11 protein-coding genes are annotated in these 12,216 nt (G+C 58.6%); 3 read left to right on the top strand and 8 right to left on the bottom strand.

Features of this window, described 5'->3' with window-relative positions; all coding sequences use genetic code 11:
* Together ACK6BI_RS23405 and ACK6BI_RS23400 are read left to right on the top strand one after the other, a co-directional pair.
* Window positions 1-934 (top strand): RHS repeat domain-containing protein (locus ACK6BI_RS23405; RefSeq protein WP_409318920.1); only part of this gene is annotated, 934 nt, incomplete at its 5' end.
* A complete protein-coding gene (locus tag ACK6BI_RS23400) occupies window positions 934-1,350 on the top strand; it encodes a hypothetical protein (protein ID WP_409318919.1) in 417 nt (138 codons plus the stop codon). The genes ACK6BI_RS23405 and ACK6BI_RS23400, both read left to right, overlap by 1 nt.
* A gap of 136 nt (window positions 1,351-1,486) precedes the next feature.
* Here ACK6BI_RS23400 and ACK6BI_RS23395 read toward each other — a convergent pair whose 3' ends face one another.
* Both ACK6BI_RS23395 and ACK6BI_RS23390 read right to left on the bottom strand, forming a co-directional pair.
* Window positions 1,487-3,277 (bottom strand): bifunctional diguanylate cyclase/phosphodiesterase, encoded by a 1,791-nt coding sequence (locus ACK6BI_RS23395; RefSeq protein WP_409318918.1) that lies wholly within the window; start codon window positions 3,275-3,277, stop codon window positions 1,487-1,489.
* 134 nt (window positions 3,278-3,411) lie between these two features.
* Complete coding sequence (locus tag ACK6BI_RS23390; RefSeq protein ID WP_409318917.1) at window positions 3,412-5,496, bottom strand: carboxy terminal-processing peptidase; 2,085 nt, start codon at window positions 5,494-5,496, stop codon at window positions 3,412-3,414.
* Between the two features lie 181 nt (window positions 5,497-5,677).
* Between ACK6BI_RS23390 and ACK6BI_RS23385 the strand changes: the two genes are divergently transcribed.
* Window positions 5,678-6,640: a zinc-binding dehydrogenase gene (locus tag ACK6BI_RS23385; RefSeq protein WP_409318916.1), complete on the top strand. Its 963-nt coding sequence runs from the start codon at window positions 5,678-5,680 to the stop codon at window positions 6,638-6,640.
* A gap of 45 nt (window positions 6,641-6,685) precedes the next feature.
* On the opposite strand, the gene ACK6BI_RS23380 is transcribed toward ACK6BI_RS23385, so the two are convergent.
* The 6 genes from ACK6BI_RS23380 to ACK6BI_RS23355 form a co-directional block, all read right to left on the bottom strand.
* Window positions 6,686-7,339, bottom strand: a complete 654-nt coding sequence (locus ACK6BI_RS23380) for an HAD family hydrolase (protein ID WP_409318915.1) — start codon at window positions 7,337-7,339, stop codon at window positions 6,686-6,688.
* A 119-nt stretch (window positions 7,340-7,458) separates the two neighbouring features.
* Window positions 7,459-8,448, bottom strand: coding sequence for an ABC transporter ATP-binding protein (locus ACK6BI_RS23375; protein WP_409318914.1), 990 nt, complete (start codon window positions 8,446-8,448; stop codon window positions 7,459-7,461).
* Window positions 8,445-9,245 (bottom strand): ABC transporter permease, encoded by an 801-nt coding sequence (locus ACK6BI_RS23370; protein WP_409318913.1) that lies wholly within the window; start codon window positions 9,243-9,245, stop codon window positions 8,445-8,447. The genes ACK6BI_RS23375 and ACK6BI_RS23370 overlap by 4 nt, the downstream gene beginning before the upstream one ends.
* Window positions 9,232-10,068 (bottom strand): ABC transporter permease, encoded by an 837-nt coding sequence (locus ACK6BI_RS23365; RefSeq protein WP_409318923.1) that lies wholly within the window; start codon window positions 10,066-10,068, stop codon window positions 9,232-9,234. The genes ACK6BI_RS23370 and ACK6BI_RS23365 overlap by 14 nt, the downstream gene beginning before the upstream one ends.
* A 5-nt stretch (window positions 10,069-10,073) precedes the next feature.
* Window positions 10,074-10,880, bottom strand: coding sequence for an alkaline phosphatase family protein (locus tag ACK6BI_RS23360; protein ID WP_409318912.1), 807 nt, complete (start codon window positions 10,878-10,880; stop codon window positions 10,074-10,076).
* Window positions 10,881-11,059: 179 nt separating this feature from the next.
* Window positions 11,060-12,124 (bottom strand): ABC transporter substrate-binding protein, encoded by a 1,065-nt coding sequence (locus tag ACK6BI_RS23355; RefSeq protein WP_409318911.1) that lies wholly within the window; start codon window positions 12,122-12,124, stop codon window positions 11,060-11,062.
* Between the last annotated feature and the right edge of the window lie 92 nt (window positions 12,125-12,216).

Below are 12,216 nucleotides of genomic sequence, written 5' to 3'. Positions count from 1 at the left end.
GCTGGCAATGCTCGACGGCCAGGGCCCGAAACGCGCCTGCCCGTTCTACTACCAGCTCGATCACCTCGGCACCCCGCAGGAACTGACCGACTACAGCGGCGAGATCGTCTGGTCGGCCAGGTACAACGCCTACGGCAAAACCACCTCGGTGGAACTGGCGACCGACGACTACCTCGACCAGCCGCTGCGCTTTCAGGGGCAGTACTTTGATGCGGAAAGCGGGCTGCATTACAACCGCCACCGGTATTACGACCCGGACGTTGGACGGTACCTGACACCGGATCCGGTGAAGCTGGCGGGCGGGTTGAACCAGTACCGGTACGTGCCGAATCCGACGGGGTGGGTGGATCCGTTGGGGTTGAGTTGTACTTGCCCGCCGCCGATCCCGCGCCGTCCGATGCGATACGAAGCCGGTCGCGTAGTCGTCGATGAAGGTGCTCCCCCTCTGCCAAAGATGACAGCACAAGAGCGGCGGGCGAGGATTGATGAGGTAGCTGAGGAAAACGCCAAGCGACGGGTAACTGAATATGAAGACCTTTATGGTATGCACACCGTCAAAAAACATAGCTCTGAAATTTCTGATCCGGCACTTAAACAGCGAGCCATCGATGGTACTGACCCTCACACTGGCGTCACCCCAACACCACCCAGAGGAAATCCAAGCTCACAGTTTCATAACTGGCGAATGCATTTGGGTGCATTAAATAAGGCGATGACTAGGGATAAAGATGGCTTAATCAGGCATACGGGAAGGGATCAGAATGATAAACCGATAGTTAGGTTTGAATTGCCTGGAGCAGGGCGGGGATATAAGCCAAATAGGACGGATCCGCAAAATCCGATATTGAATGAGAATATGAGCTGGTTTGAAGTTAAGTTTGATGAGATAAATACGCAGAAACCATTTACAGGCTTTCCGTCGGAGAAAAAATAATGCTGAAAGATCCCTATTTGAACGAGCGATTCGAGCCAAGATTCACCTGGTTTATAGGCGTTTTCGATGTTTATGATCGAGAGGAGACTCGAGGCCTGGAACTCGCTGTATACAATCCGAACACTCCTGCGGATAGAGAGATACTCATCAGAAAGTATTGCCTGAACCTGCCATACCTTTCATATAGGCATAAGCTGGTTTTGGTTGAGGCCTTAAAAGTAGCGTTAGATGATTCAAGCTATGATTTCAGTAATCTCTTTGATATTGATGAGTGCGAGACGTCAAGTTGGCCTAGGGGAGAATGGTATTCGTTGGACAGTCCGCGGTGTTTTTTTAAAGAGGTCTACCGCTTGGCGAGAGATGTCTGGAGTAAAGACCTTGAACTCGCAGCGGCTGAGGATAGATCCACATGGTGAATGCGACTATTAAACGTAAAATAAATAATGGATGTTATTGGATTTGTTTGCTGAGTTAGTGTCTAGGTAAGCAGTTAGTTACGCTAACCTACCCTTCGTCTGCTTACCTGCTTTCAAGGGGGACGTGGTCTGGGGCTCAGCGTTGACCCATTAGTTGCGGAGAATGAAGGTTGGGAGCGGCGAGGCTATCAATCAAATGCACACTATATCCCTGCACATTCTTCGCATGATGCTTCGCCTGCGAAGCCATCTCCGCCAATTGACTCGCATCCAGCTGCGCACAAGCCTCAGGATGCAAATGCACCACGCCAATGGACAGTGACAACAACGGAAACTCCTGCCGAATGCCTTGGCGATTCGGCGCAACAAAACACCCAGCCTCAAGGTGTTCGGGCCGATAAAACCGTCGACATTGACTCTGAAAATCATCCAGCAATTGGTTCAGCCGTTTACGCCAATCCTCCGGGCCGAGCACCAACAGAAAATCATCCCCACCAATATGCCCGACGAAATCGCGAGATGGATCAACGCGTTCATTCAAACACTGTGCCAGACACAACAACACCTCATCCCCCCGCCCATACCCATAGATATCGTTGAAGGGTTTGAAGCTATCGATATCGACATAGCAAATAACCGACTCCCGTCCCTGTTGCAGCAGGCGAGTCAAACATTGCTGAATCGGCACATTCCCCGGCAGCAGAGTCAGCGGGTTGGCGTAACGAGCCTGCTGGATTTTCAGTTCGGTAATCAGTTTGAGCACGTCGATCACCCGGCCCAGGCCCAGATAGCTGCCGTTGAGGGTGATGATGAAGTCTTCTTCGATGCGCTGTCGGGCGCGGCTGGTGATCAGGCGGCTGACCTGTTGCAGCGACTGGGTCATTTCCACGGCGAGAAAATCGTCGTTCATCAGCCGGCTGATGGGTTTGCGGGCGAACAGGTCGGTGGCGAACGGCTTGAGCAATGCATCGGACAGGGAATGACGATGGACGATGCCACACGGCTGACCCTGTTCGTCGAGCACTGCCAGCGAGTTCAGGTTGGCCTGACGGCGAAAGGCTTCGAGAACAGTGGCGGTTGGCGTATCACGATTCACGGCCGGCTGATCATTGAGCAGGGCGCTGAGGTCGCTGCCTTCGTCATTCAGCGCCACGGCGCTGCTGTCGTGCTTGGGCATCAAGGCCCGGGCGTCCCGTGGCGGGTGTTCCTGGGGACGTCCGAGCAGGTAGCCCTGCACCAGGTCCACACCCATCTCGGTCAGCACCGCCAGTTCTTCCGGCAGTTCGATGCCTTCTGCAATCACTTGCGCCCGGGAGGCTTTGGCGATTTGCAGGATCGATCCGACGAACTCGCGTTTCAAGGCGTCCTGATGGATACCGTCGATAAAGTGCCGGTCGATCTTCACGTAATCCGGCCGCAGTTCCGACCACAAGCGCAGGCTCGAATAACCCGCGCCCAGATCGTCGAGTGCAATGGAAAACCCCATCGCCCGGTAGTGATGCAAAGCCGTTTGCAGCAACTGGAAGTCGTCAATCGGCGTCTGCTCGGTGAGTTCGATCACCACTTGGCTGGGTGGTATGCCGAAGTCCTGCAGTAATTGGAGGGTGCGTCCCGGCTGATGTGCGGCTTCGAGCAGGGATTCGGGAGAGACGTTGAGAAACAGCTTGCCCGGCAATTGCTGATCGTTGAAGCGCCGGCAGGCGCTCTGGCGGCAGGCGATTTCCAGTTCGTTCAAGCGGCCGGCCTGGCGGGCTACGGCGAACAGGGCGATGGGGGAGTGCAGCGGGCTGTTGGAGGGGCCGCGAGTCAGGGCTTCATAGCCGAGAATGCGTCGTTCGGAGAGGCAGATGATCGGCTGGAACAGGCTGTGTAAACCGCTTTGAGTCAGGATCGAGCTCAAGGCACTCAGCTGTTCGGTCGTGGTCATGGCAATCTCTGGCGATAAAAAAAGGACTGGGAGCGTTCTCGATGAAGAGAACCGCTCCCAGTCCTTTATTGCACGACAGAATGATGACTGTTTGATGACGATCCGGGGATCGTCACCATTAAATTGCCATCACCTTACTTCTTGGCTACCTGATTGCTCAGCTTCAGGTAATCCAGCAGCACACGCCCGGTCTCGCTCAGGTAGGCGTCGTCTTCCGGTTTGACCTTGTCCGGCTCGGCGGCAGCAAGGGCGTCGTCGTCTTCTTTCTTCAGCTCCTTGAGCGGCTCTTCGCCTTTGGCCTTGCGACGGATGTTTTCCATCGCCAGCTGCTTGGCGTCGATGTCGGCGTGCTGGGCACGGCGATCGGCTTCATTGAGGCTGACGGTTTTTTCTTCCAGCAGCTTCTGCGCCAGGGCCAGCTTGTCGCGGATGAACACGAACTCCGCATCCTTCGCCGAACGGGCGTCATGCTCGGACTTGAGCTGGGCCAGGTACGGCTTGAACGGGTCGACCGCCGGTTTGATCGCCGCTCGGATGGTGTCCCATGGCATGGCTTCCGGCAGGGCGCTCTCGCCGATTTCCTTGGTGTCGATGATCGACGGGTAGTCGATGTCCGGCAGTACGCCCTGATGCTGGGTGCTCTGACCGGAAACCCGGTAGAACTTGGCCAGGGTCAGCTTCAGTTCGCCATGGTTCAGCGGCTGGATGGTCTGCACGGTGCCCTTGCCGAAGGTCTGGCCACCGATGATCAGCGCACGGTGGTAGTCCTGCATGGCGCCGGCGAAGATCTCCGAAGCCGAGGCGGACAGGCGGTTGACCAGCAGCGCCATCGGGCCTTTGTAGAACGCGCCCGGGTTTTCGTCTTCCAGCACATCGACCCGGCCATCGGCATTGCGCACCAGCACGGTAGGGCCCTTGTCGATGAACAGGCTGGTCAGCTCGGTGGCTTCCTGCAGGGAACCGCCGCCGTTGTTGCGCAGGTCGATGACCACGCCGTCGACTTTCTCTTTCTGCAGTTCGGTCAGGAGTTTCTTGACGTCGCGAGTGGTGCTCTTGTAATCCGGATCACCGGCACGGAACGCCTTGAAGTCCAGGTAGAAGGCCGGAATCTCGATCACGCCGAGCTTGTAGTCCTTGCCGTCCTGCTTGAGGCTCAGAATGGATTTCTTCACGGCCTGGTCTTCGAGCTTCACCGCTTCACGGGTGATCGACACGATCTTGCTGGTCTGATCGTTCGGCGCATTGCTGGCCGGGATGACTTCCAGGCGGACCACGGTGCCTTTCGGACCACGGATCAGCTTGACCACCTCGTCCAGACGCCAGCCGACCACGTCGACCATCTCTTTGTTGCCCTGGGCAACGCCGATGATCTTGTCGGCAGGAGCAACCTGCTTGGTCTTGTCGGCAGGACCTGCCGGCACCAGACGCACGACCTTCACCTGGTCGTTGTCGCTCTGCAACACGGCACCGATGCCCTCGAGGGACAGGCTCATGTTGATATCGAAGTTTTCCGCGTTATCCGGCGACAGATAGTTGGTGTGCGGATCGTAGGACATGGCGAAGGTGTTGATGTACGCCTGGAAGATGTCTTCGGCACGGGTCTGGTCCAGGCGCGCCAATTGGTTCTTGTAGCGCTTGGTCAGGGTTTCCTGGATCTGCTTTGGCTCTTTGCCGGCGATCTTCTGCCGCAGCACTTCGTCCTTGACGCGTTTGCGCCACAGGTCATCGAGTTCGGCGGTGGACTTGAGCCACGGAGCGTCCTTGCGGTCGATCAGCAAGGTTTCCTTCGTGGTGAAGTCCATCTTGTCGACGCCTTTGTTCAGCTCGGCAATGGCGAAGTCCAGACGCGCTTTCACGCGGTCCAGATAGCGTTTGTAAATGGTGAAGCCGGCGTTGAGGTCGCCGCTCTTGAGGAAATCGTCGAACTGGTACTTCCACTTGTCGAATTCGGCGATGTCGCTGGCCATGAAATAGCTGCGCGACGGGTCCAGCAGCTTGATGTAGCTGTCGTAGATGATCGCCGAACGTGCATCGTCGAGCGGCGGCTTGCTGTAGTGGTGGCGCTTGAGCAACTCGACGACGTTCAGACTGGCGATCACTTCATCGCGATCAGGCTGCAACTTGTCCCAGCTGTTGGCTGCGAATGTAGTGCCCGACACCGGCAAGAGGCCGATACCGATGAAAAGAGCGAGGGCGGTGCTGGGGAGCAGATGCTTCATGCTGATTCGACGCGGGGACAATTGATAACGCATATTAGGCCGTCTTTGAAGTCGCCGGTACCTCTACGCTCTGTACGATAACTGCTGTTCAGCGCTCGTTCAGACCCCAGGGCCGGTCGCATAATGCAAAAAGCCCGGCGCTACAGCTTCGGGCTCAGTCCAGACTCACTATGGAGGCACTGTGAAGGCATTGCAAGGCGTTGAAGGTCAAGTGGCATGGGTTGATGAACCCGGTCCTGAGTGTGATGCAGGACAAGTCCGCATCCGGGTGGCGGCTGCGGGCCTCAATCGCGCGGACTTATTACAGAAGGCGGGGCTTTATCCACCGCCGCCGGGCGCCAGTCAGGTGCTCGGTCTTGAGTGCTCCGGAGTGATCAGCGAAGTCGGCGCCGGCTCCTCCTGGCAGGTCGGTGATCGGGTCTGCGCCTTGCTGGCCGGGGGCGGAATGGCCGAAGAGGTGGTCGTCGACGGGCGGCATGTGCTGCCGGTTCCGGAGGGCGTGTCGCTGATCGAAGCCGCGGCATTGCCTGAGGTCTATGCGACGGTCTGGCTGAATGTGTTTCAACTCGCTGCGCTCAAACCCGGGGAGAAAGTTTTATTGCATGCGGGGGCCAGCGGTATCGGTTCCGCCGCGATTCAACTGTGCAAGGCATTTGGCAATCCATGCTGGGTCAGCGTCGGATCGGCCGAGCGTTTGGCCTATTGTGAAGCGCTGGGCGCCCAGGGCGGCGTGGTGCGCACCGACGATCTGGAAAGCCTGCGGGACTTCGGACCGTTCGATGTGATTCTGGATCCGGTCGGCGGCAATTACTCGGCGTTGAATTTGAAGCTGATGGCTCAGGATGGACGCTGGGTGCTGATCGGCCTCATGGGCGGCCGTGAAGCGAAACTGGATCTGGCCCAGGTGCTGTCCAAGCGTGTGCAATTGCTGGGTTCGACCCTGCGCAGCCGTGACGATCAGTTCAAGGCCGATCTGTTCAGCGATCTGCGCCAGCAAGTGTGGCCGTTGTTTTCCGAAGGGCGCCTGAAGCCGCAACTGGCCAGGACCTTTGCGATCAAGGATGCCGAAGCGGCGTTTGCCGAGCTGGCGAGCAACACGGTGGCGGGGAAACTGGTGCTGGTGATCGACGAAAGCCTGAGCTGATCATCGATGCAGGTGGGAGCAGGCTTGCTCCCACATGGCATTCACTTATTTCCAGAGATGAATCGGCCATCCGGATTTCTCGGCCTCCGCAAGCAACACCGGATCCGGATTGACCACATGCGGGTAATCCACTTTCAGCAGCAGCGGCAGGTCATTGCGTGAGTCGGAATAGAAGCTCGCGCCCTCAAGGTTTTCCTCTTCGGCATCCAGCCATTCCAGCAGGCGGGTGATCTTGCCTTCGCGATAGGTCAGGGTACCCACGGTGTTGCCGCTGTATACGCCATGGGCGACTTCCAGTTCGATGCCCAGGATCTCGTCGATGCCCAGCCGCTCGGCAATCGGTTTGACCAGGTGCGTGCCCGAGGCCGAAATCACCAGAATCCGGTCACCGGCCTTGCGGTGGGCGCTGATGATTTTGGTGGCATCGCTGAAGATGATCGGTTCGATGAAGTCCTCCACCCAGGGCGCGACGAGGTGCTCGACCTCTTCCGGCGTGCGACCGATCAACGGTTCCAGGCTGAAGTCCATGTAGTCCTCCATGCGCAACTTGCCATGGCTGTAGGCGTCCATCAGCTCGTTGTTCCTGCGCATGAACGACTCGGGATCGACCCAGCCCAGGCGCCCCATCTGCTCGCTCCATAGCGTTGCGCAGTCACCATGAATCAGCGTGTCGTCCAGATCAAAAATTGCCAGGGCCATCGGTTCTCTCCGAGAACAGCTGCGAGCCAATAGCTTCGAGCTGCAAGAATTGGAATCAAGTACGCTGCAGTCTACAGGCTTGAAGCTTGAAGCTTGAAGCTTGAAGCTCACAGCTGCTTTCAAGCGACCTCACACAGGGCAGTCGGATCGATGGAAAGCGCCAGGCGCCGACCGTCGGGGTGCAGATCCGCTGCCGAACGATTGAGGACATCCACTACCAGCTCCACCCCCCTGGCTTCGACGCGATAGCGGATCACGTTGCCCAGCAGGCTGTGGCTGCGAATCTGTGCATCGAGCTCGCCGTTCAGGCTCAGTTCGATGGCTTCCGGGCGAATCGCAACGCGGTGGTTGATCGGTCGCTGCAACAGCTTCGTTGCACTTTCGGCGTCCAGCAGGTTGTAGTTGCCGATGAAGCCGGCGGCGAACACATCGACCGGTGCGGTGTACAGGGTTTCGGCATCGCCGCTTTGTACGATCTTTCCCTGATTCATCAGGAAAATCCGGTCAGACATGGTCAGGGCCTCTTCCTGATCGTGTGTGACGAAGATGGTGGTCAGACCCAGTTCGCGCTGGATCTGACGGATCTGCTCACGCAGATGCTTGCGAATCCGTGCATCGAGGGCCGACAGCGGTTCATCCAGCAACAACAGGCGCGGACGGGTGACCAAAGAGCGGGCGAGGGCGACACGCTGGCACTGACCGCCGGAGAGTTGATGCGGATAACGACTGGCGAAATCGTTCAGTTCAACCAGTTTCAACGCCTCGGCGACCCGCTTGTGGCTGTCATCCGGATTGACCTTCTGCATGCGCAGGCCAAAGGCGACGTTCTGCTCCACGGTCATGTTGGGGAACAGCGCATAGCTCTGGAACACCATGCCGATCCCGCGTTTCTGTGGCGTCAGCGGCACGATGTCGACGCCATCGAGCAGAATCTTGCCGCCATCCACCGGCGTCAGGCCGGCGATGCAGCGCAGCAAGGTGGATTTGCCGCAACCGGAGGGGCCGAGCAGGGTGACGAATTCACCCTGCCGGATTTCGCAGTTGATATCGCTGAACACAGTGGTGCCGGCGTAGTTTTTCTGAAGGTGTTGGACGCTGACATAGCTCATTCGCTTTTGTCCTTGTTCAAGATGTTGGCGACCCAGGTCAGGACCAGCACGAAAAAGAAGTAGGAAATCACCAGCGCACTGGTGAAGTGGCCGCTGCTGTTGCGCATGTTGTTGAGGTAGACCTGCAGGGTTTCGTAGCGGGTGCCGACCAGAATGTTGGCGAACACGAACTCGCCGAACAGGAACGAGAACGACAGCAGCAACGCGACCATCAGGCCTTTGCGAAGATTCGGCAGTACCACCAGAAACGCAGCCTGAAAGGTACTGGCACCGAGCAGTTGGGCGGCGTCCATCAGGTCACGCAGGTTGATCGCCTGCAGGTTGTTGGTGATCGCCCGGTACATGAACGGCAGCGCCACGGTGAAGTAGCAACCGATCAGGATCCAAGGCGTGCCGACCATCGCGAACGGCCCGGAACCGTAAAGCTGCAACAGCCCCACCGACGACACCACTGGCGGCACCGCAAACGGCAGCAGGATCAGGATGTTCATCAGCACATCGAGTTTCGGGAAGTGGTAATGCACCACGAACAGCAGCGGCAGGATCAGCACCACCGACAGGATCAGCGCACCGACGCACACCAGCAGCGACTGACCGAAGGCGTGCAGGAAACGTGGATCGCTCCACAACTGGATGTACCACTTGAAGGTGAAGCCGCTGGGCAGCACCGTGGCCGACCAACTGCTGGCGATCGAATAGATCAGCGTGCCCAGCAGCGGCAACAGCAGGATGGCGAACAGCAGATACACCACGACGCGGTGGTAGACGCCGGCCGGGCCGGATTCAGCGCGAGACATGGTAGCTCCTCTTCAGCAGCAGTTGATGCACGACGGTCACCAGGGTCATCAGCGCCACCAGCACCACGGCCAGGGCACTGGCCATGTTCGGGTCCAGGGAAATGTCACCGGAGACCATCGCCGCAATCCGGATCGGCAGTACGTTGAAGTTGCCGGTGGTCAGCGCATATACCGTGGCGTAGGCACCGAGGGCGTTGGCCAGCAGGATCACGAAGGTGCCGAGCAGGGCCGGGGTCAGCACCGGCAGGCCGATGTGGCGCCAGAACTGCCAGCCGTCAGCGCCGAGCAGTGCCGCGGATTCGCGCCAGTCTTCACGCAGGGCGTCGAACGCCGGATACAGCAGCAGGACGCCGAGGGGAATCTGGAAGTAGGTGTAGAGGATGATCAACCCGGTTTTCGAGTACAGGTTGAAGTCTTCGATGATCCCGGCCTGCTTCAACATGATGGTGATGCTGCCGTTGAAACCGAGCAGGATGATGAACGCGAAGGCCAGGGGCACGCCGGCGAAGTTACTGGTCATGTTGGCGAAGGCATTGACGAAGTTGCGCAGTTTCGAATCGACCCGGCGCAGGGAGTACGCACCCAGCACCGCGATGATGATCCCGAACACACTCGACCAGAAACTGATTTCGAGGCTGTACTGGATCGCCTGCAGATAGAACTTCGAGCTGAAGATCCTGCTGAAGTTGGCGATGCCCCAACCGAACTCTTCCGATTGCAGGCTGTTGATCATCACCCAGATCAGCGGGGCGATTTCGAACACGATAAAGAACAGCGCGAAAGGCACCAGGCACAGGGCGGCCAGCCATTTGCCGCGAGTCATTGAGTTCACTTGAGCAACTCCCGGCAAACAGGTTTGTCGTGGGGTACGCCGAGCAGCTCGCAGACGGTGCCGCAGATGTCGGTCTGCTTCGGCGTGGCGCCGGCGTTCAGGCTGAAGGCGTCACCGAGTACAAACAACGGCACTTGGCGTTCTTCCGGCAGCAGGCCGTTGTGCGAGCGGTCGTTGTTCATGCCGTGGTCGGCAGTCACCAGCACTTGATAACCGGCGTCGAGCCAGCCTTGCAGGTAGTCGGCGAGGATGATGTCGGCGCTGCGGGCACTGTTGCGGTATTGCGGGGTGTCGAGGCCGTGCTTGTGGCCGGCATCGTCGATGTTCATCGGATGAATCAACAGAAAATCCGGGGCGTGGCGCAGACGCAGGTTTTCCGCGTCGGCGAACAGGTGCGAGTCCGGATAGTGATCGTTCCAGTAGAAGTGACCGTGCTGGATTGGTAGCGCCGGGTCATCGGTATGCCGATCCCTGGCGGCCACGAACGGCGAGCGGTTGTACAGCTCGCTGATCCAGTGGTACGCCGCGGCGGCGGTTTTCAGACCGACATCGCGGGCGTAGTGATAAATGCTGCGCTGGTTGGACAGACGCGAGACGTTGTTGTGGACAATGCCGCTCTCGATCGGTGGCACGCCGGTGAGGATGCATTCGTAAAGCGGTCGGGACAGGGCCGGCAGCTCGCACTCCAGCTGGTAGAGCGCGGCGCGTCCTGCGCCAACGTAAGCCTGCAGATGCCCCATGGCGTGACACGCAACCTCGTAACTGAGGCCGTCGAGCACGACAAGGATGACGGTGTGCTTCATGGGGGCAAAAACTCCGCGAATTCAAATAGCTCGAAATCAATTCAATCCCGTGTGGGAGCGAGCCTGCTCGCGAAGGCGGTTGTTCACTCAACAAGGATGTTGACTGAGACGGCGCATTCGCGAGCAGGCTCGCTCCCACATCTGGATCTCCAACAAATCACACAGAGGGGGCTACCGCATTACTGCATGTTGATGATCACTTCTTCCTGCCACTTCTGCGGCAGAGCCTTGGAGGTTTTTTCCCACGCATCGGCGTCCTTGATCGGCGTGACCTTCTTGTACTGCTCGTTCGGCAGCAGCTTGGCTTTCACGTCTTCCGGCAGGGTCAGGTGCTCGGCGCGGATCGGACGGGCGTTGCCGCGGGCCAGGTTGGTCTGGCCGGCGTCGCTGAAGATGTATTCGCGAGTCAGCTTGGCGGCGTTCGGGTTCTTCGCGTATTTGTTGATGATGGTGGTGTAGCCGGAAATCACCGAGCCGTCGGACGGGATCAGCACCACGTAGTCATCCGGGTTGGCCATCTTGGCCTTGTAGCTCAGACCGTTGAAGTCCCAGACCACGCCGACTTCGACCTCGCCTTTTTCCATGGTGGCGATGGTCGGGTTGGCCAGCGACAGGCGACCTTGCTTGGCGATGTCTGCGAAGAACAGCAGGGCAGGCTGGATATTTTTCTCGTCGCCGCCGTTGGCCAGCGCTGCCGCGAGTACACCGTTGGCCGCCTGGGCCGCGGTGCTCACGTCACCGATGGAGACCTTGTATTTGCCGCCCTTGAGGTCCGCCCAGCTTTTCGGTACTTCGGAACCGTGCAGCAGCTTCTTGTTGACGATGAACGCAATGGTGCCGGTGTAGGCCAGCGCCCAGTTGCCGTCCTTGTCCTTGGCCCAGGCCGGAACCTGATCCCAGGTGGTCGGCTTGTACGGTTGCACCACGCCTTGCTTGACGGCGATCGGGCCGAAAGCGGCGCCGACGTCGCCGATGTCCGCGGTGGCATTGTCTTTTTCGGCGGCGAACTTGGCGATTTCCTGGGCCGAGCTCATGTCGGTGTCGATGTGTTTCAGGCCGTAGGTCTTGGCCAGGTCTTCCCAGGTGCCTTTCCAGTTGGCCCAGTCGTCGGGCATGCCGACGCTGTTGACGGCGCCTTCCGCTTTCGCAGCGGCTTCGAGGTTTTTCAGATCGTCAGCCGCCATGGCGGCGGTGCACATGGCAATGGTCGAGCCTAACAGTGTTGCCAGGAAAAGCTGTTTCATTCCGAAGCTCCTTGGTCGTGTTCAACGCTGCGATTGCGGTGTGTGTTGGTCTAGGTCAGCAATACCTGAGCCAATGTAGGGTGGCTGGATGA

It is taken from the genome of Pseudomonas sp. KCJK9016 (genome assembly GCF_046231795.1).
Classification (GTDB): Bacteria; Pseudomonadota; Gammaproteobacteria; order Pseudomonadales; family Pseudomonadaceae; genus Aquipseudomonas; species Aquipseudomonas bananamidigenes.
The sequence above is the reverse complement of the archived record's forward strand: the minus strand, read 5'-3'. Positions and strand labels throughout refer to the sequence as shown.